This window comes from Gaoshiqia sediminis (genome assembly GCF_025907915.1).
GTDB classification, from domain to species: Bacteria; Bacteroidota; Bacteroidia; order Bacteroidales; family Prolixibacteraceae; genus Gaoshiqia; species Gaoshiqia sediminis.
Window position 1 is genome coordinate 148,274 of sequence record NZ_JAPAAF010000006.1, and the last position, 26,525, is coordinate 174,798.

Genomic DNA, 26,525 nt, shown 5'->3' on the forward strand with positions numbered 1-26,525 from the left:
ATAAAAAAATAAGCCGCTTCAAAAAAATTGAAACGGCTGGCATATCATTTTACCAAAATAAATTATCCGGCTGCCTGTACATTGGTTGACACGCGCAGGATGCTGGTTGGTTTTTTGGGGTCGTTGGTGATTACGGTAATCGCTTTGTTCTGGCGGCCGCGTTTTCCTTTGGAGTTGAACACCACTTTCAGCGGAACGGTTTCGTTGGCAGCAATCACTTTCTTCTCGGGGGTGACAGCTGTGCAGCCACACGATGTTTTCACGTTGCGGATAATCAGGTCGCGTTTGCCCGAGTTTTTTATGGTGAACACGCATTCAACCTGGTCGCCTTCTTTGATGTCGCCGAAATCGTGGGTTTCCTCATTAAACGAAACCACAGGGGCGCTGGCCAGTTCTTCGGGCGACAGAGCAGAAAAGTCTTCCTCTACAGTTGCCGAAACTCCGATAGAATTACGGTAGTCGGTTTTGCCATCCACGTTCAGGTAAACGCGGTGCATCACAAAACCATACGTTTCAATCTTGCGGGCATCGTAGGTTACCAAAATATTTCCCTTTTCATGTGGTTTCAAGGTCGAAGGAACGACTTTTACCGCCAGGTGGCTTGGTGGGGTTTTGAAGTCGAGGCTTACGGTTTGCTCCGAGTCGTTTATAATTTCCAGGCTGTCGGTCAAAACTTCGTTTTCATTGATTTTCACAAAGGCAATGTGGTTTGATTTTGCCCGCACCGGGCCAATTTCCCTTGGATAAAGTTCAGCAACGGTTTTTTGCCGGGGGTCAACATTCCCTTTAATGCGGAGAATCGTGCGCGGAACTTCGCCGTTTGAGGATACGGTAATTGTTTTGTTGAACGGCCCTGGTCGGTTTTGCGGATTATAGCTCACTTTTATGAAGCCTTTTTCGCCCGGCGCAATAGGTTTACGGGTCCATTCGGGCGTGGTACAGCCGCATGATGCCTGTACATTGTTCAAAATCAACGGCGTGGAACCGTTGTTCACAAAGTTGAAGTTGGATGATTGGGAGCCGGCTTCTTCTTTGAATGATCCAAAGTCATGTTCCACTTTATCGAAAACAATTTTAGCTTGCGCCGATTGTGCGCCAACATGTCCTGAGATCAATAGTGTCGCCAGAGCCAAAAGAATAATTCTAAATTTCATATCTGTTTATTTTACAGGTGAAGACGTTTTATGTATTGGCCATTCCAATCGGGTTTCCGGGGATTGATATCTCCAATGAACCTTAAAAAAAGATGCTACCTGGTTGATGGCTTTAAAAACGGTTTCACAAAGATAATATTCTTACCAAAAGAGTTAAAGCCTCATACAAAACTAAAAAAGCCGCTTGGATCGCCATGTTAATTGCAATAAACATTTGTTAATGGTTTGTTAACATCGCAGAATCTTTGAAAAAATGACTAGTTTCGTGGGTATCAAGCCAGAACAGAGAGTTGATATGGGAAGGAACACGATTCGGTTTATTATTATTTTGGCCACTTTTTCGGTGCTGGGTATCCTGCTGATCCAATTTTTCTTTTTTAAGAATACGGTGGACCTGAATGAAAAAAAATTTCATGATTCGGCCACACAGGCCCTGAAAAATGTTGCCGGAAATTTAATTGAATACAATACCAAAATCAGGGGAACGGCTGCCAGTCACGATCATGTGGTTGCCGTTGATCAAATCTCGAATAATTACTACGTGGTGAACGTGGACGATGAGATCAATCCGGGGTTGCTGGAGCATTTTCTGATTAAAGAGTTCCGGAAATACAATATTGAGCTGGACTTTGAGTATGCCATTTATGATTGTGAAAATAGCCAAATGGCCTATGGTATTGCTGTTTTGGAAGAAGACGACAGTCTGAAAAGGAAAAACCTCCATACCGAGCAAAGTTCAGGCTGTGCTACCGATGAAGAGATTTTTGAAAACCATTATCAGTTGAGATCGTCAAAAAAAACAGGATGCGATCTGCCCACTTGCGAAAAGTACACTTACTATTTTGGCGTTTATTTCCCCAACCGCTCTCGTTTTTATAGTAGTCAGGTGCAGGCCTGGTTGGTGGTCAACGGCTTTTTGGTGATAGTAATCCTGTTTTTTGGATACACGCTGTATGTAATTATCAATCAGAGGCGTTTGAGCGAGATCCAAAAAAACTTCATCAACAACCTGACCCATGAATTTAAAACGCCGATTGCATCGATTGATCTGTCAGCAAAAGTATTGTCCGACCCTAAAATAATCCAGCACCCGAGGCGACTGGAAGAGTATTCGCGGATTATTGGCGAGCAAACCCAACGGCTTTCGGCCCAGGTTGAGAAAGTGTTGCAGATGGCAACCATCGAAAAGAAGAGAATTCAGCTTCAATCCAAGGAAATTAACCTGGCTGAATTCATCCGGCAGAGTATTGCCGAATTTAAAACGAGTCAAAACGGGAATGAATATGAGATTGAATTGGATATACCCAACGTGGAGATGGTTGTTAAAGCCGATCCTTTGCATTTTTCGAATGTCATTTTCAATATTCTGGACAATGCCTTCAAATATTGCGATGAAGTGCCTCACGTTCGGATACGTCTGGAGCAGATTAAGAAACACATTCACGTTCACTTTGCCGACAATGGGATTGGCATTGCCAAAGAATACCGTAAAAAAATATTTGGACGTTTTTTTCGCATCCCCACAGGTGATATTCACAACGTGAAAGGCTTTGGATTGGGCCTCGATTACGTCAAAAAAATAACCGAACGCCATGGCTGGAAAATTGAAGTAGCTGATAATTCACCAAAAGGCAGTATTTTTACCATCACGATACCCGTCTAACAATTTAACTATGGATTTTACCGGGAAAAGAATTCTTCTGGTTGAAGATGATAAAACGCTGAATTTCATTATCCGTGATAATCTTGAAGAGGCTGGCTATAGTGTCACCGCTACCGAGGATGGAGAGAAAGCACTGGTTGCTTTCGATGGAGATGAGTTTGATCTCTGTTTGTTTGATGTGATGTTGCCCCGCCTGGACGGTTTTTCGTTGGCCAAAAAGGTGCGGGAGAAAAATCAACAGATTCCGATTCTTTTTCTCACGGCCAAGTCGTTAACCGAGGACAAAATCAGTGGCTTCGCACTCGGTGGCGACGATTATATCACCAAACCGTTCAGTATGGAAGAGTTGCTAATGCGCATCCGGGTGTTTTTGCGCCGAAGTCAACCCCAGCCCGCTGAAACGGAAGAAATTTCAAGCTGCAAAGTTGGTCACTTCGACTTCTTTTTTGATAACCTGACCTTGCAGGACAAAAGTGAAAAACGTACCCTCACTTACAAAGAAGCTGAGTTGCTTAAGTACTTCTGCGAAAATTCCAACACAGTATTAAGTCGATCGGAAATTCTGAAAAATGTATGGGGGTCAGATGATTATTACTTGGGTCGAAGTCTGGATGTATTTATTTCGCGCTTACGAAAATACCTGAAAAGCGACCCTAATATCAAAATTATCAACCTGCACGGCATTGGATTTCGTTTTAATGCCCCAATTGAAAGGAAGTAATTCTCTCTTAAGATTAGCTATTAATCACCTCGACTAATTTGTCTTTAAACTGCCTTTCCCGTCCAGTTTTATTGTAGAAAGGCATACCAATAATCCGCATTTTATCGGTTCGGATTAGTTCTATTGTTTCGTTTTCTATTTCTGCAAAGAATTCCTCTTTCCAGTCATCAGTTGGGATTAGATGAGTTCCCTTGGGCTCAATGAATAACTGATAAACCAGATTTTCTCCGCTGGTTTTGTCTTTCATGAAAAGCACATAATCCGGCTCAGTGGCTTTACCATCACTGAAGCGGAAGATTTTGAAGAACCGTTCGTTGCGGATTAAATAAATCTCCGAAAAACGTTTCTCAAGTTCTTCCATTTGTGAATCCAGGAATTTTACCAATAGCTTTTCTTCGGACGAACCAAAATTCTCTTTGTAGGCATGCCAATCCCTTGTTTTAAGGTCGATGTAATATTTTTCATCGATGTCTGTACGCATGGTCGGTTTTCCGGTTTCTTTGTCTGATCCTTCCCCAATGGCGAAGTACATCTTTTTGTCCCGGAACACTTTTCGAACCGGTTCGCGTTTGAAATGCCTGGTTCCCCGGTAATCACCAAATGTCAAATGGATTTCCTCTGCAATTGAGTTTAATACCGATAAGCAGATATCCAGTTTATTTTTGGGAGTGAGGTTTTTGATATCTTTTTCAAGCCCTGTTACGTTGACCTCTATTGCAGCCAGCTTCTTGTTTATAAAATCCTCAACAGATTTTACAGATGGGAAGATACTTTTCAGATTGTCAAACCGGTAAAAGGGATTCCTGCACATCGCTTTCTTCAAAAAGATCGCGTCCCATAATATGGGTTGATATGTTTGTGTTTTCCGGTCAACCTGGGTTGTTTCCTGCTCATCAAAAATTGCAGATTCCGCTGAAGCCATTGTTCGTAGCTTGTAATCGTGGACTTTACGGATTGCAGGCTCTTTATAGTCCAGGTTGATGTGGGAAACATTTTCAACTTTCTGGTTGAGGTAAACAAAGCCGGTTTGATAAAATTTAGTGGCTTTGAATTCATCTTTGAGTTGCAGATAAACTTCCCGCTTTTCTTCCGGAACGATCCCAATCTCTTTCAAAGCAGTATTCAATTCCTGAATGTACCGGGGATTGTGTGAGCAATGGTAGTGCAGTTCTTCGCAGACCCGCATTTCATTTTCAAGGTCCGCATCAAATTTACGTTTATCCGGTTCTTGTTCGTCAAACGTTTTAAAGGGGCAATACCTGGCTCCCCGGCCTATCAATTGGGCTTCCTGAACAGTCGTTTTTCCTGGCTTACCGGTTTTGGTGTTTAAATCGCGGGTTTCATATAACCGGACAATATCAAACAGGTTGAGTACATCCCAGCCTTCGTTTAATTTATCAACTGCAAATACAACCCTGTACTCGTTGTCTTTTGCTTCCAGGGTATTGATGATGATTTGTTTCTCGTCCGAATCATTTTTCGAGTTGACGGAGATAATCTTATCCTCAGCAAAATCGTCTTTTAATTCATCAATCAAGTTAATGTGGGATATCCTGGATTGGCTAAAAAAACGAAAAGCAGATTGTAGCGTTTCGTTGTTGGCGAGACTCTGAAGTTTTGCAATATCGTCTTCCTGAAGGTTGTGAATCTTTTCAGTAAAGATTTTTTCCATCTCTGCCGATTCAGCCGTGGTTTTTGATTTCATCATCACCACCGGCTTGATCAGTAATCCGTTCCTGGAAAATATTTTCTTTTTATACTGGCTAATAATAATGGCTTCCAATGCCCGGTCGATGGGGTCAAGATCGGACTGCATGGTTTTCACCTCTTTGGAATAGCCATCTTCCCGGTATTTTGCCAGGGCATAATCGAATAACAATTTCGAATTGTATTTGGCGGCAACAGCCGGATGGCCCAGCTCAAGTGTTGCCGTAAATTCAAGCATGATGTTTTCCGTGTTCGATTCAAAAATCCGCGTTACCGTATTTTCCCACGACCGTTCTACTTCCTCTTCAGCTCCCGTCAGTTTCTTTTTTGTCAGCGAATTGACATGGTGTGCCTCGTCTGAAATAAGAACGATCTTTTTTCCTGCAAAATCATCAAAAGTGACGCTATTTTCCCGTGGGGTATTTAACCGGGAATGCAAACCTTGAATAGTCGAAAAATGAATGTTGATATCATCCTCGTTAACACTTTCAAAATTGGCAACTTCGCGAATAGTAACAGGCCTGTTGTTGATGTTGACCTTCTCGGCAAAAAGATATTTCAGGGAAGCCGGATTTAAAAAGTTTTCCTTGGTTTTTCGGATGATGGTATCCGTATTCACAAAGAAAATGAAATTACGGTAACCCATTTGGTAAAGTTGCACAATGGCTCCCGCCATAATTAGCGTTTTGCCGCTGCCCGTTGCCATGTGAAACAACAACTGGCTTGGCTTACGCCGGTGCTTGTATTGGTTCAGGTAATAGTTTAACCGGGCAAATGCCTCAACCTGGTATGGGCGGACAGTGTATCGCAAATTGCGTTTGATGGTTTCCGGTAAAACAAGTTCAAAAACTTCCTCCTCTACCAGAATCCCGAATTTCTTGTCTAAACGTTCCTCGGCCATAGCTTAGTTGATATAAAATTCAAGGAAAATATGTCGTAAACTCATCGGTGCATTCCCTGAAATATGCGTAGATAGATAGCTTGACTCAAATCCTCTGATAAAATTTGTTTTTATTAATCCTTCGGAAGCCCTTTTGCGTTTCCGCAACAAACTGTTGATCGCAGTTGCACATTCATCAGCGGTACCCTGGATGACATAACCCGCCAAACATCCATCCGGGTACCTCTTGTTCCGGAAATTCTCAATACCCGTGTCAATGTAACGGGCTTTTAAATGAGAGTCATTGCTTTTTAAGTTTTTTGCTTCAATTGTAAACTCGAAAGGAGATTCGTTTTGCCAAATATACTTTTCAAAACGGATATCAGGACGGGGCGCCACACTGGCATGCTCAATTCCGCTATAATGATTTTCCGTATAATAAGGCTGTTGTGGCGATACAAACCACTGCCCCTTTACCTTAAGTTGATTAAGGTATCCGCAAAGGTGGGCTGTGAACTGGTCTTCATCCCATCCTATTTTATAGACGTTATCAGATACTGCCAATTGATAGGCATCCACAAACAGGGTCATACATCGAAGGCAAAGATTGTCTTTGATCTCCTGGCGAAACTTATTGATCAGCATATTCAGCAGCAGATAATTCGTTAATAATGGATTGGGCGTCTTCTATGGCCTGCGATCGTGTCCAGAAACGCTTTTGGTTAGGTTTGGCAATAAAAATGGAATCGTCGGTAACGAACCGTACCTGCTTCCTGACATAAATGTTTTCGGCATATCTCGTCCAGGTATATTTTTCTATTTCCTTCAAATCTTTTTGAAATTCGGCGTCAGCATCAACCAAGCGGGGCGATGCGACTTTCTCTTTGGCTACAATTTCTAAAACTACGATACAAAGAGGCGTGTAGGGCGAAACGCTATAAACCCTCGCGTTTACCTTCAGTTCGCCAACCATAAGAAAATCGTTTATCTCATTACAGAGCATTTCGGCATAACTTAAGGTTTCCGGAGTTTCAGATGCTATAGGTCGAAGGGCAATAGAATTTTCTTTGTCATAAAACAAGCTGATTGAATATTTTACAAAGTCCTCAATCATTGCTATTTCTTTCTGCTGTAAATTATAAGAGGAATAGATTTCCTCATCGTAGCGGGCTACATTAAATGTTTCAGGTTTATTGTCAAAATCCAGTTCATCAAGGATAAAATTTGTCTTCTGAAAATCCAGTTCATTTTGCTTTTTAATGAATTCATCTGAAACCGGAAAGGTCTTATATTCGGTTGACAAATAAAGCTGATCCCTCTCGATTCCCCAGCAACCGGATATCAGAAAGAAATAGTAGTTTGACAATTTTGAATTAAACAGGATAGTCAGATTTTTTAGTAGATTATTATTTTCGCTATTCAAACAAAAAATGCCTGATTTGAAAAAAACAGTTTTATCAAAATATGATACGCATATTTTACGCTTCATAATGTTTTGAGGAATGCCAATATACGGAGGTGAAAATATGGTGGTATCTATTTTTCTAAATTCGGCGTCAATATTCTTGACGTAACGGTTTGATGTATAGTAATGCTGAATTTTTTTTGTTTCAAGAAATAACCCGTTTATTCTTATCCTTTCCTTTCCCTTTTCAGCAGCATGTAGCCCTGCTTTAATCGAAATAAGATTATCTTTCTCCAATTCCTGTATTGAAAGATTATTTTGTGTTAGCTTATTTATCAGAAAATAGTCAGGCAAATTACCCCATTGCGCTATTTTCCAGATTTTGCTTTCCGGGTTTTCACATTCCTCGCGCGGAAGATATTTGATATCTGTTGTATCGATGATTACTCCTTCAACTACACTATTCCGGATAAATGTTTTCGGCGCCCAATACTCAATTGTTCTAGACCTTTTTTCAGGTTGACTTGGTCTAAAAATGGCTATGCTGACCGGAACTTTTGCAGTGGAAAACAGACTGCCTCCAAAATCTTTTGTTGCATTACGGAAAATGGCGAGATTAAAAATCTTCTCCACATAATTATTACAAAACAACCATTTCCTGAACGCTACCAAACCAGTATTGGGGTATGTAAGTAGTTGAGTGTTGAACAATAGGGCTACTTTCCCATTTCTTGCAAGGCTCGCCGATTTATGAATGAAAGGAATAACAAATTGTTGCGCGAATTTATGTCGATTACAATATCCCTTAATATTTTCCTTTAATCCATCTGTTCCAAATGGCGGATTCCCGATAACCAAATCGTAGCTTATATTCTCAAATTTACCGCCTTCTGCAATGGTATCTGCCCGGAATAGGTTGCTCCCTTTTTTATCATCCTGGTTGGGCGATTCCTCGTCGTAAATCAGGTACGGAAACTGTTTGTCGTTATCCAGCCAAATATCGCGGGGGTCCAGAAAATCGAGCATAGACAAGTATAAACTAAACGCCGCCACCTTAATTGATTTTTTGTCCAACTCGACCCCGAAAATATGATCGGTCAGCAGGTCGGAAAGTACTTTAAAATCGGGTTCCCGATTGGTTGACTTTTTCCATCGGTTTACCAACCGTTTGTACGCCATTGCCAGGAAAATGCCCGATCCGCAGGCAGGGTCCAGTATCTTCTTGTCAAAGTCTGTTTCATGATCGGGCAATACATTATTCAGGACCAATTCAACCAATGCCGGCGGGGTATAATAAGCCCCGGCATTGCGTTTCCCTTCCGGGTTGAATTCACCTAAAAAATTCTCGTAAATCTCGCTGAGCATTTCAATCCGGATCAAACTGAAGTTAAACAGCCTCCAACCATCAAATAATTTTGACTGGTCTAAATTGATATCCCCATCAATCAAACAGTTTTTTAAATACTTCAGGTGGACCGGCGATACGATGTCCTTTTCACAATCAACCAACGGAAATGCATTTCCGTTGAAATTGCTGCTGATTTTGCCGAATAGTTGATACGTTTTTTCGTGGTCGTTTAATATTTTCAGAAAGTCATGTTCGCCAACCTCATCCCATATACTTTGTGGTATTGCCCCTCGGTCTTGTAAATACATGATAAAGATGGAGCGCATGAGCAGGCTGTGAATGACTTCTTCGTTTTTAATCTCATCATTCAACTTTTTTGCAAGGCCGATCAAACTGTCAACCAGGAAAGAATCAACCTTGGTCTGAAGTTTAATTTTCTTTGCATACCCTTCTTCGCTTGTCCAGACTGCCCCGCAATCGATGCCCGCAGCCGAAAACACGTGTTTTATTTGCTCCAGCTTTTTTTTGTCGTCAATCGTGCAGCTTTCAACAAGCTTTTCATTCAGCATCGGCTCCAGTTCGTTATCGTCTTTGTGAGGCCTCGGCTTATCGTTGCAGTTGTATATCCTGATTTCGGCAGGCGATACAACGTACAGAAACACAACTGTGCTGTTGTTCCAGATTTGTTTTTGAAGTTTGGCAATTTCCTTTAAAACCGGGATTTCAAAATTTTCTACTTCCTTAATGAAAACGGCAGGCAGTTTACCGGAATAATGCACCCCGGTAATACCTTCTATTTTACCGGCAATGTCTTCTGGTAATTGTTCCGTCAGGTTTCTAAACTCAAGTTCCTGTATAAAAAAGTTGTTTCCCATAGCTAAAAAGTTTTACCATAAAACAGGTCATTTAGTTTCTGGTCTTCCTGGCTAATGCCATAAGTTTCGTCCTTCATTTCGGAGTAGTTCACATACAACTGGTTTTTGTCCAGTATTTCCAGTAAAAATTTCTTTTGGTCGTCCAAGGGCAAGGTTTTATACGCGGCAATACGCTCATCAAAGGTTTGTTTGTCGAACTGGTAGCTTAAAAAAGCCTTTTCTTTCATTTGTTCCCAAATAGCCAGCAACTCCTCTTTGCTTGTGGCCGCTAAAATCCGATCGGCAAAGGTTTGGTTGTATTTGGCCAGCTCGCAATAGATGAACGAGCCACCACCTTGCCAGTTAACAGCTTTTGAAATTCCACCCTTATCAAATTCTAATTTACAATATTCACTTGGGGAATCACTTGCAAATTCTAATTCATGTTGATAAACTTCATTTGCACCAATCGGTACTTTTTGTCCAATAACCTTTTTTAATCTTTCTACCGAAACTGTATTAATATAATCCATTTGTTCAATGCCGATATATCGTCGTTTCATTTTATGAGCAACAGCTTGCGTGGTGGCGCTTCCCATAAAGAAATCTAGTATTACGTCTCCCTCATTTGTACTATATTCAATAATTCGCTGCAGGAGCAATTCGTTTTTTGGGTATGAAAAAATTTTCTCTCCAAATAGGTCAACCATCTCATCAGTGCCTTTTTTATTTGGAGCATTTTTTAAAAGGTCGTCCATCATTTTGTTAAGAAAATCAGTAGAAACGTAAGCTTTATCAAAATCGTCGCCATTCTTCTCAATTTCTTCTGATTTAAATACCCTCATGGCTGGTTGCTCAATTTTTAGAAAATCATAATCTCCGGGAAATACAATTTTGCCTTTTGATAAAAAATCTAATACACTATCTTTTGTGACAGACCAACATCTATTTGGATTAACCGGATATTCATCCCCATTCTTAGGGTTAATTAAGGTAAAATCTGAATTTGGCCTTTCATCTATTGTTCTTTGGGTCGTTAAATCAGATAACCGCCATTCATCATCTGGGAAGTCATCCGATTTATAATACTTTCTAGTAATTGATCTTTGAAAAAGTTTATCTGTTTTCGGTGCTTTTTTTGTATAAACTAGCATCCAGTCATAATCTTGAGACATCTTAAATGGTACATCACTTTTCCCGTTTCTGGTTTTTCTTGGGATGGTTGCTATAAAATATTCCCTACCAAATATTTCGTCGCATAATATTTTTAAATAATGAAGTTCTTGGTCACCAATGTGGATGAAAATAATCCCATTGCTTTTCATTAACTCTTTAGCAACTACTAATCTGTTTTTTATGAAAGTCAACCATGTTGAATGATTAAAAGTATCGTTATACCTAAATTCGTCGCTTTCTGTATTGTATGGCGGGTCAATATAAATCAGCTTAACTTTTCCGGCATAGCGTTTTTTTAGCGAGGCCAGGGCCAACAGGTTGTTCCCTTTGATGATGAGGTTGTCGGTATCGGTAAACTCGGTTACCGGGTGTTCGCCATGCTGGTCGTATTTTTTCCAGTTGGTAAATACTTTGGGGTCGAGCAGGCGGTCAATTTCATCGGGGGCCAGGGTCTCGTTCCAAAATATCTCGTTCCGTTTTTGGTCTTCCTTGGTTTGCCCGCCTTCCAAAACACAATCCTTGTGCGGCCAGGCCAGTACCACGTCGTTTTTGGCACTGATGTAATTATCGGTTGTTCCGTCGTTAATGGTCAGGCCAATTTTGTTTTTAAACGTCGTGTAGCTGTCGGGCAAAAACGATTTGTTGTTTACAAACCGCTGGAACTTGATTTTGTCGAACACCAACACGCCTTCCACTTCAGTGAAAAAGTGCCTTTTCAGGGTTTCATGCTGCAACAACAAGCGGATGAGTTTGGGGTCAACCTGAAGGGCGAGTTCAACGATTTTGTTTTTATTAAGCTGGCCGTCAATGACCAGGGCATCTTCTTGTTTCAGCAGTTCAGTCAGTTCGTTTTGGAGGTTCTGCATGGATTTCGGTTCTTATGAAAAATGACCGACAAAGTAACACTTTTCCGGCTAAACCTGTAAAGAAATAGGCAGTATTTATGCAGTTCTTATGTTTTCAATCAACTTCTGTCCGGGTTTATCTTTTTCATCTTGCTGACATACTTGAAGAAAATATTTACCGTATTTATCGTCAACAGGAAAATAAAAAAGCAAACCACCATAAAAGTAGCGATCAAAGTATCATAGCTCAGTTTTTGAAATCCATGTTCAATTAATAAGTCATAACAAATTACCATTTGATTTAGGAATTCTGGTAAAAAAACCAGTGATATCACGATTGTACCAATCATTAGGGGAATTAGCCTGGTATTCCTTGTTTCTTTGGCTTTGGCATAATTTCGTTTGTCATCAACAGGATGTGTCGAGGGTTTAATCAGCAGGACTTCGTTAATTGAAGGGTAGAAGAATCCGTACAGGGCAGTTAATATTGCCAAAAGAATACTGGAGGCCGATAATAAATCATTCATCATGGTTCTTCATTATTTTCTGGTTCAATGTCGATTTCAAAATAGGCACACAACCTTTGATAAGACGATTCCTTTATAATGTAAGTCGATATGGTTCCTCTTTCTTTTTCGATTATAGGTAAACTTGTATCCATGTTTCCAAGTATCCGGTTCAATTCATCTTTAAAGTATTGATTCTGAATGGAAAGTTTATAATCTTCATCACCTTCTTCCTTTGTAATATTTAACACCTGTTCTTTTAGGGATTCCTTGATCGTTTCCCGTAAATCATATTGATATTTTGACATGATGGACCGAATATAGGCCCTGGCTTCTGTGGCAGTTATTTGGAACAGGTCGCATATTCGTTGTTCTTCAGGTATTTTACTGTCAAAATAAAATTTAATCAGATTGAAAAGTCGGTATTCAATGATATCTCGTCCACGTGTAAATATTTTTTGTCCGATAATCATTTTCCTATTCTCTTCAAAAGAAGAACGCGCAATCTTACTTAGCTGATCCTCAAGATCAGTGTCATTGCAATGGAGTACAGTCTTTAGCAATTCTTGTTCAGAATCTTCGATGTCGATATTGAATTTAATTTCCATAAGAATGTTTTTAGATGAGACTATGATATTTTAAAATTAAAGAATAAATGCGCACTGTTGCATTCTTAACCGCTCCTGTTAAATATTTCCCCGTCCTGTTGCTGAGCGGGGCTTTTCAGGTAACTGTGGGAGTTGTCCTGTAGGTTGGGCGCCCGGCATTGTAGGAGGTGTACCCCGCCCTGTTTAACAGGAACGGGTTACTCTCTTACAGGGCGGTCAGCCGGCTAACAGGAAGGATGCCGCCCTAACAGGATGCTGTTATTCAACGACTTCGTCGGGTTGTTCGCTTTTCTGCCGGTTTACCTTTTTCCAGTATTGGCTCACATAGCCCTTGTAGCGTTGCGGATCGCGCCAGAAAATATACTTACCGGCTTCGCGGATTTCATCCACCAGCTCTTTCAAGTGGGTGTATGCTTTGTCGCGCATGATCTTGGATTCGCTTTGGTCGGCTTTGTCGCCGTTGGCCATCGCCAGCAGGTCGGCCATCTGGTCGGCCGTGTTGGCGGCTTGTTCCAACTTCGCCAAATCGTAACCAATATTGTTCAGGGGCTCCGGGTTTTCGCGGCCCAGAACGGAGAGGTCGTTCAGGTCCTGGATCATGTCGGCATGTCCGTCGCCCTCGGCAATGGCCGAAACACGGCCAAGGACAGCCTCGTCCTTCCGGTAGGCGTAGCGGTAAGTATGCAACAGCTCATCGCGCAGGCCGTAAGCAAGGGGCGACTGGATTCCCCAATTGCGCTGCGCTTCCTGCTGCGAGAAACGTTCTTTGAACCAGATGGACTGGGCTTCGCGGCAAGCCCCGGCCCGAACGGGCAAATCGTTCAGTTTGTCGGCGCTGATGCCAACAACCGACAGTTTTTCCTGATCATCCAGCGCCCAGTGGTAAAGGTTTTCGGCTTCCTGTAAATACACATCCACCGGGATTCCGGGGGTTGAAACGTTTTCAACGGGGATGGCCTGTAGCTCATCCTTTTTGGCATTGTAATCGTCAGTGTTTGCCATAAATTAATCATTTAAAGTTATTTATTAAGAGAGAAACTCCATTATCAACTAATTATTGAAGGGAATCATTTCTGACGCCTACCTGCCGTCACCATCCACCATCTCATTTCATCCCCGGGGCTTGGGGTGGAACTGACATGATTAAAATTAGGGCATTCGACCTATATGATCAAACTATTTTTTATGATGCTGAAAAACATTCGTTCAGAAACCAGTTGCAAAAGCTGCTTTTTTAAAACGGATAGAAATCGGCTGTGTTCCAGAACACACTTCCAGTGGGGTTACCTTTGTATTGGCTTTCGGATAAATGTGCTTTGTCGCTTTTTTTGGAATTGAGTTTTCGATCAATGGAGTAATTGGGAGAGTGTCATTGAAACCTACATGTAAATGAAAAAGCTGTCCCTCAGGCAAACCAGGCGTTGAGAAACAGCTTTCTTCGTGAAATGGATCATTCCGTTACAAATACTCGTCTCCAAATGAGACACCCATTTTCCGCGCTTTCAGGATTAATGGGTGATTTTTTTCAACCAGGCGGAGCCGGTCGCTGATTTCGGACAGCGGAACCGTTGTCAGTTCATTGTTTCGCATGGCCACCATGGTGCCAAAGTTTCCTTCGGCAATACACTGGGCGGCGTAAGCGCCATATCGGGTCGCCAGAATCCGGTCCATCGGGCTGGGGCTTCCCCCGCGCTGAACATAGCCCAACACGGTTTCGCGGGTTTCAATGCCCGTGTAAGTTTGGATGGCTTCGGCCAGATAGCTGGCCGCCGAAACGTTTTTGGGATGATCGACACCTTCGGCCACAACTACAATAGAATATGGTTTTTTGCTTTCGTAACGATCTTCAATTTTTTTACATACAGAGCGGATGTTGTATTCCAGTTCGGGAAGCAGGATAATGTCGCCACCCCCCGCCATTCCGGCATACAAGGCAATCCAACCGGCATGGTGCCCCATTACTTCAATAATCATCACCCGCTGGTGGGAGTTTGCCGTTGTGTGAAGCCTGTCAATGGCTTCGGTGGCAATCATGAGCGCCGAGTCGAACCCGAAAGTGACATCTGTTCCCCAAACATCGTTGTCAATTGTTTTTGGGATTCCGACTACGTTCAGCCCTTCTTCTCGCAGGCGGTCGGCTGTTTTCATCGTTCCGTTTCCTCCGATACACACTAAAGCATCCAATCCCAGTTCCTGATAATTTTGCTTGATCAGTTCCGGTTTCTCATTGTCCCCTTCCTTTACAAATTTGTAGGGTTTCTCACGCGATGTGCCCAATATGGTCCCACCTAATGTCAGGATACCGGACAAGCTCGATTCCTTCAGCTCCACGTATTCTTTTTCGATCAGGCCGGAATATCCGGCAGTAAAGCCAATGATTTCCATGCCGTATTCAACGATGGCTGTTTTGCCAACGCCTCTGATCGCTGCGTTTAGTCCGGGGCAGTCGCCTCCGGCCGTCAATATTCCAATTCGCTTTGGTTTTTCAGCACTCATAATCTTTATTTTTGAGAAATTTGCGGACTTACGGTCCAACTAATTATCTTCCGAAAATAATAAACAATTCTTGTTTTTTTATACTTTTGACCAAATTCAGAAACAACAACCAACGAATAACCTAAACTCATGAGACAGTTGTCCCGCTTGTATTTCTTTGGCTCCAGCCTCCTCGGATTTCAGATGTTAAATTTTTTCTCCGGACGTTTGTCATCATGCCAGTTATATGTATCCCGTGGAATTTTGTTCTGTCGGGAAGAAGATTTTTTATTAAATTCGTGAAAAGTTGGATTTTCCGACATATAATTTCGATAACCTAAAATTAATTACCAATGAGAAAAGTTTTTTCGCTCCTATTAACCGGAATTTTATTTGCTGCCGTTGCTTGTAACAGCGGACAAAAAAAAGCTGAAACTGCCACTGATGAGAAAGCTGCTGCTGTGGAAGAAGTTGCTGCTGACAATACGCTGACTGCTGCTGAAAAAGAAGCTGGCTGGGTATTGTTGTTTGATGGCGCTACGACCAATGGATGGCGTGGTGTAAACAAAGATGTTGTGCCACTGGCCTGGGAAGCTGTTGACGGTACACTGCATTGTAAAGCATCGGGTAAGGGTGAAGCTGGCGCAGATGACGGTGGGGACATCCTTTATGACAAAAAGTTCAAAAACTTCCACCTGAAAATGGACTGGAAAATTTCTGAAGGGGGCAACTCCGGCATTTTCTACCTGGGTGTAGAAGTTCCTGAATGGCCAATTTACAAAACGGCTCCCGAAATGCAGGTGCTCGATAACGAGCGTCACCCGGACGCCATGCTGGGCAAAGACGGTAACCGCCAGGCAGGTTCATTGTACGACCTGATTCCGGCCAAACCGCAAAATGCCAAGCCGGTAGGCGAATGGAACAGCATCGAGATTATTTGCTACAAAGGCACGGTTGTGCATAAGCAAAATGGCGAAACCGTTGTCGAATATCATTTGTGGACAGATGATTGGAACACGATGGTGGCTGACAGCAAATTTCCCGGCCTGAATGAAAACTGGGCAAATGTAGCCGAAGAAGGCGTTATTGCCGTACAGGACCATGGCGATGCCGTTTGGTTCAAAAATATCAAAATCAGAGAATTGTAAAACGCACTTCGTTATAGTAACAGGAAGGGTTGCGGTTGCAACCCTTTTTTGTTTTACAAAATTCACAAAAATAATTCTCAGGGTGGCATTTATGTAAAACTTTCAATATCTTTGGTTGGCAAACGCAATTAACAGGAAATCGAATAACCATGAGTGACAACCCAAAAATCCTGATCGCAGAGGATGTTGAGTCGAATTATTTATACCTAAATGCGGTACTAAGCAAAATCAATGCACAAATATACTGGGCCAAAAACGGACAGGAAGCCGTAGATATCTTTCGGCAGGAAAATAATATTGATTTGATTTTGATGGATCTGCAAATGCCTGAGATGAACGGTTATGAAGCTACCCGGCTGATTAAGGGAGAATATCCCGAAATTCCGATCATTGCCCAAACTGCCTTCGCGATGTCCGACGACCGGGAAAAGGCTTTGGACGCCGGCTGCGATGATTATCTGGCCAAACCCATCAAGTCAAAAGACCTGCTCAACATTGTTGAGAAATATCTGCACGGTTAAAAATCGATCATCATAAAATCTAAAACGTTCATTTCTTGACTGAAGTGAGCGTTTTTTGTGTCAGCCTATGGCTATTTAGCGCGATCATTTATTACATTTGGGGGCAAAGAAAAAGAAGCTAATGGAAAACAAACAATATTTGCTGGATCAACGCTATTTGAAAATGGCTGCCATCTGGGCACAAAATTCCTACTGTAAGCGTCGGCAGGTGGGCGCCATCATTGTTAAGGACAAAATGATTATTTCTGATGGCTACAATGGAACGCCGTCCGGTTTTGAAAATATTTGCGAGGACGAAAACTACAAAACGAAGCCGTACGTTCTTCATGCCGAGGCGAATGCAATTACGAAAGTTGCCAAATCAAACAACAGTAGCGACGGAGCAACATTGTATGTCACCTCATCGCCTTGTCTTGAATGTTCCAAACTGATTATTCAGGCCGGGATCAAACGGGTGGTTTTTACTGACAACTATCGTCTGGAAGATGGCATCGACCTGCTTCGACGGGCCGATATTGAAGTGGTGCAGGTTGAAATTGACGCATAAATCAACAGAAAGCAGAAAACATGAACAAACGAATATCTATTTATTTACCCATATTAATTGCTGTGTCGGTAATTATCGGCATCTTTTTGGGTAACCACCTGGGTAAAACCCCACAGACGGGATTTCAGAATTTTGCAGCTTCGAAACCCAACAAGCTGAGCACTATCGTTGACCTGATCGCCAACGCCTACGTGGATTCCGTATCGACAGAAAAGCTGGTGGAGGAGGCCATTCCTACGCTGCTGGAGAACCTCGATCCGCACACGACCTACATTCCGGCCCGCGACATGCAGGGCGTTACCGAGGAAATGCAGGGAAACTTTGGCGGAATCGGAGTTCAATTCTCTGTTCACAATGATACCGTTCAGGTGATTGATGTGGTGTCGGGCGGCCCTTCCAATAAATTGGGCATATTGCCCGGCGACCGCATTGTGATGGTCAACGACTCGCTGATTGCCGGTGTGGGCGTTAAAAACGAAACAGTACTAAGTCTGCTTCGCGGCCAAAAAGGTACTAAAGTGAATGTGGGCATCAAGCGAAAAGGCATCAGCGATTTGATCAGTTATGAAATTACCCGCGGCGATATCCCTATCATCAGTGTCGATGTCAGTTACCTGATTGACGAGAAAACCGGCTTTGTAAAAGTCAGCCGGTTTGCCGAGAAAACCTACCGCGAGTTCATGGACGCACTGGAGAAACTGGATCGGGCAGGAGCACAAAAAATAATCGTTGACTTGCGTGGAAATCCCGGGGGATACCTGATGGCAGTTGTGCAAATGGTGAACGAATTTTTAGATGAAGGCGAACTGATTGTTTATACCGAAGGGCACGCTCAAGCCCGGAAAACCTACACCGCCACCAGCAAGGGCAAATGGTTGGGAAAAAATGTATTTGTGTTGTTGGATGAATATTCCGCGTCGGCCAGCGAAATTTTTGCCGGTGCCATCCAGGACAATGACCGGGGCGTTATCATTGGACGGCGCTCTTTCGGAAAAGGTTTGGTGCAGGAACAGATTCCTTTTAACGATGGCTCGGCGCTACGACTGACTGTGGCGCGTTACTACACCCCCAGCGGACGAAGTATCCAAAAACCATACGAGGACGGAACCGATCAGTATTACCATGATATCATGAACCGCGCGGTGCATGGAGAGTTTCAGGTGGCCGACAGCATTCAGTTTGCCGATTCGCTGAAGTTCGAAACCAAAAGCGGACGCGTGGTTTATGGCGGCGGCGGCATCATGCCCGATTATTTCGTGCCGGTTGATACGACTGGCTTCTCCGGGTACTATTCCAAAATAATGCAAAAGGCGCTGGTTTATCATTTTGCTTTTGAGTATAGCGATAAATACCGCAACGAATTGAAAAAACTGAAGACTGCCGGTGAGTTTATTACTTACCTTTCCGGGCAACATATTCTGAACCGTTTCGAAGATTTTGCGGAAGCTAAAGGTGTGCCCAAAGACCCGGCAGGGCTGAAGCTTTCCGGCGAAATTATTGAAAACCAGCTAATGGCTTACATTGCCCGCAACCTGATTGGCGAAGAAGGTTTCTTTCCGATTATTCAGCGGATAGACAAAACATTGTTGAAGGCCATTGAGATTTCTCAATCACAGGATTCGATCGGGAAGATTTTAGCTGTAACAAAATAGACCCTCAACCGTCATACCGGGTGGAAAGACGTATGCCCCATGACCGTTGAAGAGTACAATACAGCTGTAAATCTATACGCAGACGGAGTTTTTCGATTTGTGCTGAAAAACTTGCGTGACGAAGAGAAATCGCGCGATGTGGTCCAGGACAGCTTTGAGAAGCTTTGGTTGAATCATAACCGCCTTGCTGCTGAAAAAGCAAAACCGTATCTGTACACAACAGCCTATCACCGGTTGATCGACCTCATCCGGAAGGATAGCAGGCTGCGTTTAATTGACGGTCATCATCCAGTGGAAGATGTTCATTTTGAGCAGTATTCTGATTTGGGTGAAGTGCTTGACCGCGCCGTTAAACTTTTGCCCGACGACCAACGAATGGCGCTGATGTTGCGCGATTACGAAGGTTATTCCTACAAGGAAATAGGCGAAATTACAGGCCTCAACGAAACTCAGGTGAAGGTGTATATCTACCGCGCCCGGGTGTTCTTGAAAAATTATATTGGAAAAATTGATGTATTGGTATGAAAATCAGTCGGTCAAACTACGAAATTTACTTTCTCGATTACCTGGACGGTACCTTGCCGGCCAATCGGGTAGATGAGTTTTTGGACTTTCTGAAAAATAACCCTGATCTGGCTGATGAGCTGAAGGGCGTATCGAATATCAATTTGTATCCAGGCGATCAGGTGTTTTTTTGCAAGAAAAATGAGTTGCTGAAAGATCCAAGGATTGAATCGGCTGATTTCGACTATCGTACCGTGGCTTACCTGGAAGGTGACCTGGAGCCGCCCGAACAGCAACGCTTGCTGGAAGAAGTGGCAGACGATCCCGCCAAACAAAAATCCTTCGATTTAATGATGCGTCTCCGTTTGCAGGTTGACGAAACCACTCGTTTCCCGGATAAGAAAAGCCTGATGCGGTCCAACCGGAAAAAAATCTTGCTCATTTGGGCCGGAAGTGCGGCTGCTATCCTGCTGCTGATTTTGTCCATTCGCGTGTTTTTGCCCAACAGTCTGCTGGCGCCAACTGCCCATCAGCAAGTTGCAGTCGTTGAAATGCCGGTTGAAACTGATTCCCCGAAATCCCCAACGGTAGAGGAGGAAGTGAAATCGGAAACACAGGAGGACCTGGCAAAGCTGGAAGATGTGGTGCTGCATGAAAAAAAGTCAGTACCCGTTGAACAGAAACAGGGCGAGTTTCTCGCTGAGAATAAATTGGCTGCCAACGATCGCGAAACAGCTCCCGAACTGCTGGCCCCGCTGGACGCCCGCCTCCGGATGACTGAAAATACAAGCGCTATTACCAAGTTGGAAATAGAACAAAAACCGAAACCGGAAATTGAAGCACTGAGCCTGGATGAATACCTGGCCCACAAACTGATTCAGGCGCCAAAAGGTGAAAGTTTCACGTTTTCGAACCTGGCCAAGGCAGGGATTCAGGCCGCCGAAAATATCAGCAACAACCGACTTTCGGTTGAAACCAACACGCAAGGGCGAATTTCAGAAATCAGCTTTCAAAGCCGTTTGATTGCATTTTCCATTCCTGTCCGAAAAAATAGATAGCACCTGTAACTTTCTCTGGCAATTGCCCGTCATAGGTCAGAATTTAACTTAAAAAGCTATGAAACGATTACTTTTCCTTTCCCTGATCCTGCTGATTGTTGTGGCCATGCAGGCGCAGGATACAACCGATGTGAAGGTGTTGACCAAAAAACTGGTTGAAGTTACCGAAGATGCTGAACACAGCGAGGTTAGTTTATTGAACGACCGGATCAATATCCGCGATAATTACCACGGCGATACAACTAACATCCGGGTTGGCCGTCGGAACATCGAAATTGTGGAAGGCGACCACAAAACCTATGTGAATATTCGCCGGGAGGATCGCTGGGGTGATGATTCGGAATGGCGCGACCACAAGCGCAAACGCTTTAACGGACATTGGTCGGGGCTGGAGTTGGGCGTGAATGGGTTGGCCAAGGCCGATTACGGCTTGTACGGAGCCGGGGCTGATGAATTTATGGAGCTCGACCAGCCCAAGTCGTTGGAAGTCAACCTGAACTTCATAGAGTATAATATTAGCCTGAAAGATGAACGTGTTGGCCTGGTAACCGGCATGGGTTTTTCGATGAATAACTATCGCTTCGACAATCAACTTACGATTGATAAAGCCGAGGACGGACTGGTCCGGCCTTTCCCAGTAGCGGAAGATAATTTTGAAAAATCAAAGTTGGTAGTTTCCTACCTGACGGTTCCGTTGATGCTCGAATTTCAGGTTCCGGTGAACGGGAAGTCCAATCAGCTTTTTATTTCCGGGGGAATGGTAGGGGGGATCAACTTGGGATCGCACACCAAGATCAAGGCCGATAACTCAAAAACCAAAGACCGCGGAAGTTTCAATATCAACCCGTTTAAATATGCCGCGGTTGCGCGGGTTGGATTGAAGGACATTTCGTTGTACGCCACTTACAGTCTTGCGCCACTGTTCAAAGACGATAAAGGGCCTGAGCTTTTCCCTTTCAGTATTGGTATTAGCCTCATCAACTTCTAACGCATTCATTTGCAAGGCATAACGAAAAGTATATCCAATTATCCGTTGATTGAAAAGACACTTCAGCAAATACTGTCAGATTACCTGTCGGGAACTCCGGTAGATGAAAACACTGAAATTCGTCATCCGGGACAGCAAGTATTGAGAACAAAAGAGGAAAGCCTGTTGCTGGGAAAAGATATGTCAGTTATGAAAGACAGGCAATGAAAAGCGGCCGCTGCTTTTGATAGGCTACAGCCGTTTTTTAATTTGCTTTTTGTGTTATTGCTCGTATTGCTGAATGATGCTCCCGGTCATCCGCAACAAGCTGGTATGTGTATCGATAAAGCTGTAAATGGCTTCCAATTCCCGAAGTGCCGCGTTTAAATAAAGGTTTTGCACATCACGGAAGTTGAACGAATTGATTGCGCCACTTTCGAATTTTTCCCGGCTGATTTGCAGGTTTAGGTTGGCTGTGGCCAGGTTTTCGGCGGCCACGTTCAGCAGTTCTTTGCGAACCAGGTAAAATTCAAAAATATTGGCTAGCTGGTTGTCCAGTTCATGTTTCATCTGCTCCAGTTGCACATCGCCCATGCTTTGTTCAATTTCGGCAATTTGTTTGGCACGTTTCCGGTTTCCGCCACTAAACAAGTTGAAGCTCAACGTGAGGTTCCCGTAGAGATTGGCTGAATTGCCCCAGCTGACACCACGTGTTTCATAATCGGTACCTAACCGTGAGCCGGTAATGCCACCGGCAAACGCCAGCGACGGATAAAAATCGCTTTTGGCCAGGGCAACCGCATTCTTCAGCAAGTTTTGGTTGATGTATTGATTTTTGAGGCTTTTGTTGTTGGCCATCATTTGTTCGGAGAGTTTGGCCAGGGAATAGTCAACAGGGATGGCCGAAAACTCACTGGTGAACTGATAGTCCGGATTATTGGTCACTGCAAGCAGGTAGTTAAGATTGCGCAAGGCGTTTTTATGGGCGACCTCCTGCGTCAAAAAAGCCGATTTGTCTGCCAGAAACGCATTTTGTGCCTGTAGCACATCATACGTAACGGCAGTGCCAAAATCCTTTTTTGCCACTGCCCGGTTGTACAAATCCTCCGACAGGTTCATTACTCCCCGGTAAACTTCCAGCTTTTCCTTTTCGAGCAAAACGGCATAATAAGCAAGCACTACTGATTGAATGGTTCCTTCAATCATGATGCCTGTGTTTTGCCGGGAGAGTTCTTCCAGTTCATCCAGTTTTTGTTTATTGATGCGTACGGCAAACCCGTCAAACAGGGTCCAGCTCACGTTGGCTGAACCCAGGTATTGATTCTGGACATAATCTTCTGTCTGGTTTTCGTTGATGTTGTTTCGCGACTCAAGGGATAAGTTTACGTAAGGGTAGCGTCCAACCGTTCCCCAACTGTTTCTGATTGCTGCAATTTGTTCGTCCTGCCGGGTAAGTTGCAGGTCGTAATTATTGTCCAGGGCAATCCGGATGGCATCTGTCAAACTGAGCGCTTGTTGCCCAAATCCGGAGCATGTAATGAAAAGGATTGCCAATAGCAGGCTATAGCGTATCATAGTATCTGTCTTTTTTGTCAGCGTTAATTTCTTCGGGAGTTTTTTCATCGTATCGTCTCTGCGCATTGATGTAGGCAATTTCGACTTCCTCGGGCTTGAAGGCACGGCCATGCCACCATTGGCGGAGGAGGCGGCGGACATCATTCAGCACGACAATTAATGCCGGGAAAAACAACAGGATGAACAAAGTGCCGAATGCCACCCCGTACACCAACGAAATGGCCATCGGGATAAGGAATTGCGCCTGAAAGCTCCGTTCGAGTACAATGGGAAACAAGCCGGCCGACGTGGTGAGCGTGGTTAGAATAATTGGGCGCAAGCGTGATTTCCCGGCTTGAAGGACGGCTTCTTTTACTTTAAAGCCTTCCTCGATCAGCAGGTTAAACTTCGATAGGAAAACCACCGAATCGTTGATGACAACCCCCGATAGCGCGACAATTCCCCACAAACTCAACATAGAAACGGGTTTTCCGTGGATGCCGTGGCCCCAAATGGCGCCAAGGATGGAAATGGGAATCATCACCAGGATGATCAGCGGTTGCTCAAACGAGCGGAAGTTGATCATCAGGATGAAGACAATGGCCAGGAATGCCAGTGGAAAATACAGCATCATATCCTTCATGTTGCGCTGTCCCTCGCGTTGCTGCCCCTGGTATTCCACCTGGATTCCGGGGTAAAGCACGTTCAGGTCGGGAATGATTTCAGCCCTTACTTGTTCCAGGATTTCTGTTACCGAAGCGTCCGGGTCAACTAAGTCGGCGTTGACACGGATTTCGCGGCGGCCATTAAATCGCTGAATGTTTACCGGGCCACGTTTCATTTCGTAGTCAACCAGTTCGATCAGGGGGTATTCGCCTGAGGGTGTTTTGAACTTCATTTGCTCGAGTTGTCCGAGTTGTTCGCGGTCGTTGGCGGGATACCGAACCCAAACGCGCAACTCGTCGCGGCCAACCTGCAACCGCTGGGCCTGTCCTCCATAAAAACCCTGGCGGACCTGATCGGCGATCATTCCCTCGTTGAATCCTAGCATGTAAGCTTTGGGTTTCAGTTTGAGCAGAATTTCCTGTTTCCCAAGAGCATTGTTGTTCACCACATCTTTTAATTGGGGCATATCCTGCAGCCGTTCAATTATATAAGCCTGTGCTTGTTCAAGTTCTTCAGCATTGCGCGATTGCAGGCCGATAGATACCGGGAGGCCAAAGCGGCTTTGTGCACCGATAGTAAATTTCACAGCCTCCGGAACTGACCCAATTTTTTTTCGGACACGCTCGATGATTTCATACGAGCTGATATTCGTTTCTTCCGAATTGCGGGGCGACACAAACAGGTTGCCGGTGTGGGAACCACTTTCCTGTCCATCGAAACCGGAACCGATGTTTACCGTACAGTATTCAATAATGTCCAGCGTGTCGTTATAATCGTTTTTCAGCTCTTCGTTTACGGTCCAAACTGTCTCCTCAAATCGGGCCAGGTATTCCATGGTCTGCTTCTCTCCCGAACCGGGTGTGAAAGCAATGTTTACATTGAATGAGTCGAACTCCATTCTCGGGAAGAACGTGGTTTTAATGATTTGACCGCCCAATAGACCATAAGTAATCAAAATCATGGCCAGGGGGAGGGCGATGACAACATACCTCCACTCAATGACCAGTTTCAGCACACCGTGGTAAGCATAATCGCGCAGCCAGGAGAAGAATTTCTCGATATATTTTCGCAAGCCATGTGCTTTCTCGTGGAGTGTTTTTTCGCTCAATACATGCGAGTTACCCAAATGTGCCGGTAGCACAAAAAAGGATTCGAACAGCGAAAAGGACAGGCTCACACAAACAATGAAGGCCATTTCGAACATCATTTCCATTTGGCCGGAAATAAAAAACAAAGGAGAAAAGGCCACAATGGTCGTGGTTACTGATGTCAGTACTGCGGGTATAACTTCCATCGTGCCATCAACAGCGGCCTTGATGGGGGTTTTGCCCATTTCGAAATGCTGAAAAATATTCTCTCCGATCACAATTCCGTCATCAACTAAAATACCGATGACCAGGATCATCCCAAAAAGGGAGATCATGTTGATGGTTATGCCCGACAGGTTGGCTACGATAAACATGGCCAGGAAGGAGGCCGGGATTCCCCAGGCCACCCAAAACGACAAGCGGAGGCTCAGCATAATGGCCAGCGCGAGAACCACCAAAAGGAGCCCCTGTCCGCCGTTGACCAGCAACAGGTCCAGCCTGCTTTTCAGCAGGTCCAGGAACGAGCGGGTGACGACCAGTTCCACTCCGGAAGTTTTTTGGTTGAATTCGGCCACGTAGCTGCTGATATATTGATCGATGTCGCCTAAGTCTTCCGAAATCAGTTTGGAGATGAAAATACGGATGACCGGATTTCCTTTTTCGAGCGCTTTGTTGGGGCTCAGGTCCGAAAATTTCTTTTTGATGATGGCAACTTCGCGCAGGTGGATAACACTTCCGTCGGCATTGGCCTTTACTACGATGTTGCCGATTTTGATGGGGTCGGCGCTGCGAGATCGCAAACGGATAAGCATTTCCTCGTCTAACGAGCGCAGCTGCCCGCCGGAAACGTCGCGGTTGTTTTGGGTTATGGCATTTTGAATGTCGCTGAATGTCAGGCCGTAGCGAAGCAGGTCTTCCTCTTTTGCCTCCACCGATATTTCAAGGTCTGGGTAGCCGGACAGGTTTACCTGGCTGATCAGGCCGGATGACAGGAAATCTTCCTCCACCTGTTGTGCATAATCTTTCAGTGTGAGCAGGTCCACATCGCCTGTGACCATAAGCTGCATGGCAGGCGAGGTGGTGCGCTGTTTATAAACGATGGGGCGTTCGGCGGCTGTTGGAAAGGACGAAATTCCGTCAACAGAATTCTTTACTTCGATGAGAGTTTCGTCAATATCAAATTCGCCGGTGATTTCGATTTGCACACTGGCGAAGTTTTCGGACGAGGTAGAGGTTATTTCGTAAATGCCGGGTATGCCCCGTACGGCTTCTTCAATGCGCGAGGTTACCCCTTCTTCCATTTCTACGGGCGAGGCGCCCGGGTAGGCTACCCGGACAAAAATCATTTTTGATGGTCGTTCCGGGAAAAACGACAGTTTCATGGAGGCCAGGCTCAATCCTCCTACAACCAGCAAAAAAAGCACAATCAGGTTGGCGTAAAACGGGAACCTGACAAATAGTTCGACGATTTTCCTCAT

The 26,525-nt window shown here is 44.1% G+C and carries 21 protein-coding genes and 1 pseudogene; 10 read left to right on the forward strand and 12 right to left on the reverse strand.

Going from position 1 to position 26,525, the window contains the following annotated elements; all coding sequences use genetic code 11:
- Window positions 1-62: 62 nt before the first annotated feature.
- Entirely contained in the window at window positions 63-1,154 is a 1,092-nt protein-coding gene (locus N2K84_RS06650) for a DUF1573 domain-containing protein (RefSeq protein ID WP_282591006.1), read from the reverse strand.
- A gap of 295 nt (window positions 1,155-1,449) precedes the next feature.
- Here N2K84_RS06650 and N2K84_RS06655 point away from each other — a divergent pair, with 295 nt between their 5' ends.
- Window positions 1,450-2,817: a sensor histidine kinase gene (locus tag N2K84_RS06655; protein ID WP_282591007.1), complete on the forward strand. Its 1,368-nt coding sequence runs from the start codon at window positions 1,450-1,452 to the stop codon at window positions 2,815-2,817.
- 10 nt (window positions 2,818-2,827) lie between these two features.
- Complete coding sequence (locus tag N2K84_RS06660) at window positions 2,828-3,538, forward strand: response regulator transcription factor (RefSeq protein ID WP_282591008.1); 711 nt, start codon at window positions 2,828-2,830, stop codon at window positions 3,536-3,538.
- A gap of 13 nt (window positions 3,539-3,551) precedes the next feature.
- On the opposite strand, the gene N2K84_RS06665 is transcribed toward N2K84_RS06660, so the two are convergent.
- From N2K84_RS06665 to N2K84_RS06705, 9 genes and pseudogenes are all read right to left on the reverse strand, one after another.
- Window positions 3,552-6,146 (reverse strand): DEAD/DEAH box helicase family protein, encoded by a 2,595-nt coding sequence (locus N2K84_RS06665; protein ID WP_282591009.1) that lies wholly within the window; start codon window positions 6,144-6,146, stop codon window positions 3,552-3,554.
- A gap of 3 nt (window positions 6,147-6,149) precedes the next feature.
- Entirely contained in the window at window positions 6,150-6,770 is a 621-nt protein-coding gene (locus N2K84_RS06670) for a hypothetical protein (RefSeq protein WP_282591010.1), read from the reverse strand.
- Window positions 6,757-9,753 (reverse strand): HsdM family class I SAM-dependent methyltransferase, encoded by a 2,997-nt coding sequence (locus tag N2K84_RS06675; RefSeq protein ID WP_282591011.1) that lies wholly within the window; start codon window positions 9,751-9,753, stop codon window positions 6,757-6,759. The genes N2K84_RS06670 and N2K84_RS06675 overlap by 14 nt, the downstream gene beginning before the upstream one ends.
- A gap of 2 nt (window positions 9,754-9,755) precedes the next feature.
- On the reverse strand, window positions 9,756-11,450 hold the full coding sequence (locus N2K84_RS06680) for a site-specific DNA-methyltransferase (protein WP_282591012.1): 1,695 nt from the start codon (window positions 11,448-11,450) through the stop codon (window positions 9,756-9,758).
- Between the two features lie 108 nt (window positions 11,451-11,558).
- Window positions 11,559-11,774, reverse strand: a pseudogene (locus N2K84_RS20525) (site-specific DNA-methyltransferase); the annotation flags it as partial.
- A 98-nt stretch (window positions 11,775-11,872) separates the two neighbouring features.
- A complete protein-coding gene (locus N2K84_RS06690) occupies window positions 11,873-12,283 on the reverse strand; it encodes a hypothetical protein (RefSeq protein ID WP_282591014.1) in 411 nt (136 codons plus the stop codon).
- Window positions 12,280-12,867 (reverse strand): hypothetical protein, encoded by a 588-nt coding sequence (locus N2K84_RS06695; protein WP_282591015.1) that lies wholly within the window; start codon window positions 12,865-12,867, stop codon window positions 12,280-12,282. The genes N2K84_RS06690 and N2K84_RS06695 overlap by 4 nt, the downstream gene beginning before the upstream one ends.
- A gap of 258 nt (window positions 12,868-13,125) precedes the next feature.
- The gene (locus N2K84_RS06700; RefSeq protein ID WP_282591016.1) at window positions 13,126-13,869 is read right to left on the reverse strand and encodes a hypothetical protein; all 744 of its coding nucleotides are present in this window, start codon (window positions 13,867-13,869) and stop codon (window positions 13,126-13,128) included.
- A 456-nt stretch (window positions 13,870-14,325) separates the two neighbouring features.
- Window positions 14,326-15,363, reverse strand: coding sequence for an ATP-dependent 6-phosphofructokinase (locus N2K84_RS06705; RefSeq protein ID WP_282591017.1), 1,038 nt, complete (start codon window positions 15,361-15,363; stop codon window positions 14,326-14,328).
- A 332-nt stretch (window positions 15,364-15,695) separates the two neighbouring features.
- Between N2K84_RS06705 and N2K84_RS06710 the strand changes: the two genes are divergently transcribed.
- The 8 genes from N2K84_RS06710 (at window position 15,696) to N2K84_RS06745 (ending at window position 21,967) form a co-directional block, all read left to right on the forward strand.
- Window positions 15,696-16,490 carry a 3-keto-disaccharide hydrolase gene (locus N2K84_RS06710; protein WP_282591018.1) on the forward strand — a complete coding sequence of 265 codons (795 nt, stop codon included), beginning with the start codon at window positions 15,696-15,698 and terminating at the stop codon, window positions 16,488-16,490.
- Window positions 16,491-16,639: 149 nt separating this feature from the next.
- Complete coding sequence (locus N2K84_RS06715) at window positions 16,640-17,011, forward strand: response regulator (protein WP_282591019.1); 372 nt, start codon at window positions 16,640-16,642, stop codon at window positions 17,009-17,011.
- Window positions 17,012-17,132: 121 nt separating this feature from the next.
- The gene (locus N2K84_RS06720) at window positions 17,133-17,558 is read left to right on the forward strand and encodes a deoxycytidylate deaminase (RefSeq protein ID WP_282591020.1); all 426 of its coding nucleotides are present in this window, start codon (window positions 17,133-17,135) and stop codon (window positions 17,556-17,558) included.
- A gap of 20 nt (window positions 17,559-17,578) precedes the next feature.
- Window positions 17,579-19,210: a S41 family peptidase gene (locus tag N2K84_RS06725; protein WP_282591021.1), complete on the forward strand. Its 1,632-nt coding sequence runs from the start codon at window positions 17,579-17,581 to the stop codon at window positions 19,208-19,210.
- A gap of 39 nt (window positions 19,211-19,249) precedes the next feature.
- A complete protein-coding gene (locus N2K84_RS06730) occupies window positions 19,250-19,735 on the forward strand; it encodes an RNA polymerase sigma factor (protein ID WP_282591022.1) in 486 nt (161 codons plus the stop codon).
- Window positions 19,732-20,772: an anti-sigma factor gene (locus N2K84_RS06735; RefSeq protein WP_282591023.1), complete on the forward strand. Its 1,041-nt coding sequence runs from the start codon at window positions 19,732-19,734 to the stop codon at window positions 20,770-20,772. Before N2K84_RS06730 ends, N2K84_RS06735 begins: the two co-directional genes overlap by 4 nt.
- A gap of 58 nt (window positions 20,773-20,830) precedes the next feature.
- The gene (locus N2K84_RS06740; RefSeq protein ID WP_282591024.1) at window positions 20,831-21,760 is read left to right on the forward strand and encodes an outer membrane beta-barrel protein; all 930 of its coding nucleotides are present in this window, start codon (window positions 20,831-20,833) and stop codon (window positions 21,758-21,760) included.
- A 9-nt stretch (window positions 21,761-21,769) separates the two neighbouring features.
- Window positions 21,770-21,967, forward strand: a complete 198-nt coding sequence (locus N2K84_RS06745) for a hypothetical protein (RefSeq protein ID WP_282591025.1) — start codon at window positions 21,770-21,772, stop codon at window positions 21,965-21,967.
- Window positions 21,968-22,021: 54 nt separating this feature from the next.
- Here the strand turns inward: N2K84_RS06745 and N2K84_RS06750 are convergent, their stop codons facing one another.
- Together N2K84_RS06750 and N2K84_RS06755 are read right to left on the reverse strand one after the other, a co-directional pair.
- Window positions 22,022-23,314 (reverse strand): TolC family protein, encoded by a 1,293-nt coding sequence (locus N2K84_RS06750; protein WP_282591026.1) that lies wholly within the window; start codon window positions 23,312-23,314, stop codon window positions 22,022-22,024.
- Complete coding sequence (locus N2K84_RS06755) at window positions 23,301-26,525, reverse strand: efflux RND transporter permease subunit (RefSeq protein ID WP_282591027.1); 3,225 nt, start codon at window positions 26,523-26,525, stop codon at window positions 23,301-23,303. The genes N2K84_RS06750 and N2K84_RS06755 overlap by 14 nt, the downstream gene beginning before the upstream one ends.

Bases quoted from the DNA above. Each gene is read 5' to 3' on its own strand.
- N2K84_RS06650 (WP_282591006.1), bottom strand. From the start codon at position 1,154: ATGAAATTTAGAATTATTCTTTTGGCTCTGGCGACACTATTGATCTCA.
- N2K84_RS06655 (WP_282591007.1), top strand. From the start codon at position 1,450: ATGGGAAGGAACACGATTCGGTTTATTATTATTTTGGCCACTTTTTCG.
- N2K84_RS06660 (WP_282591008.1), top strand. From the start codon at position 2,828: ATGGATTTTACCGGGAAAAGAATTCTTCTGGTTGAAGATGATAAAACG.
- N2K84_RS06665 (WP_282591009.1), bottom strand. From the start codon at position 6,146: ATGGCCGAGGAACGTTTAGACAAGAAATTCGGGATTCTGGTAGAGGAG.
- N2K84_RS06670 (WP_282591010.1), bottom strand. From the start codon at position 6,770: ATGCTGATCAATAAGTTTCGCCAGGAGATCAAAGACAATCTTTGCCTT.
- N2K84_RS06675 (WP_282591011.1), bottom strand. From the start codon at position 9,753: ATGGGAAACAACTTTTTTATACAGGAACTTGAGTTTAGAAACCTGACG.
- N2K84_RS06690 (WP_282591014.1), bottom strand. From the start codon at position 12,283: ATGATGAATGATTTATTATCGGCCTCCAGTATTCTTTTGGCAATATTA.
- N2K84_RS06695 (WP_282591015.1), bottom strand. From the start codon at position 12,867: ATGGAAATTAAATTCAATATCGACATCGAAGATTCTGAACAAGAATTG.
- N2K84_RS06700 (WP_282591016.1), bottom strand. From the start codon at position 13,869: ATGGCAAACACTGACGATTACAATGCCAAAAAGGATGAGCTACAGGCC.
- N2K84_RS06705 (WP_282591017.1), bottom strand. From the start codon at position 15,363: ATGAGTGCTGAAAAACCAAAGCGAATTGGAATATTGACGGCCGGAGGC.
- N2K84_RS06710 (WP_282591018.1), top strand. From the start codon at position 15,696: ATGAGAAAAGTTTTTTCGCTCCTATTAACCGGAATTTTATTTGCTGCC.
- N2K84_RS06715 (WP_282591019.1), top strand. From the start codon at position 16,640: ATGAGTGACAACCCAAAAATCCTGATCGCAGAGGATGTTGAGTCGAAT.
- N2K84_RS06720 (WP_282591020.1), top strand. From the start codon at position 17,133: ATGGAAAACAAACAATATTTGCTGGATCAACGCTATTTGAAAATGGCT.
- N2K84_RS06725 (WP_282591021.1), top strand. From the start codon at position 17,579: ATGAACAAACGAATATCTATTTATTTACCCATATTAATTGCTGTGTCG.
- N2K84_RS06730 (WP_282591022.1), top strand. From the start codon at position 19,250: ATGACCGTTGAAGAGTACAATACAGCTGTAAATCTATACGCAGACGGA.
- N2K84_RS06735 (WP_282591023.1), top strand. From the start codon at position 19,732: ATGAAAATCAGTCGGTCAAACTACGAAATTTACTTTCTCGATTACCTG.
- N2K84_RS06740 (WP_282591024.1), top strand. From the start codon at position 20,831: ATGAAACGATTACTTTTCCTTTCCCTGATCCTGCTGATTGTTGTGGCC.
- N2K84_RS06750 (WP_282591026.1), bottom strand. From the start codon at position 23,314: ATGATACGCTATAGCCTGCTATTGGCAATCCTTTTCATTACATGCTCC.
- N2K84_RS06755 (WP_282591027.1), bottom strand. From the start codon at position 26,525: ATGAGGAAAATCGTCGAACTATTTGTCAGGTTCCCGTTTTACGCCAAC.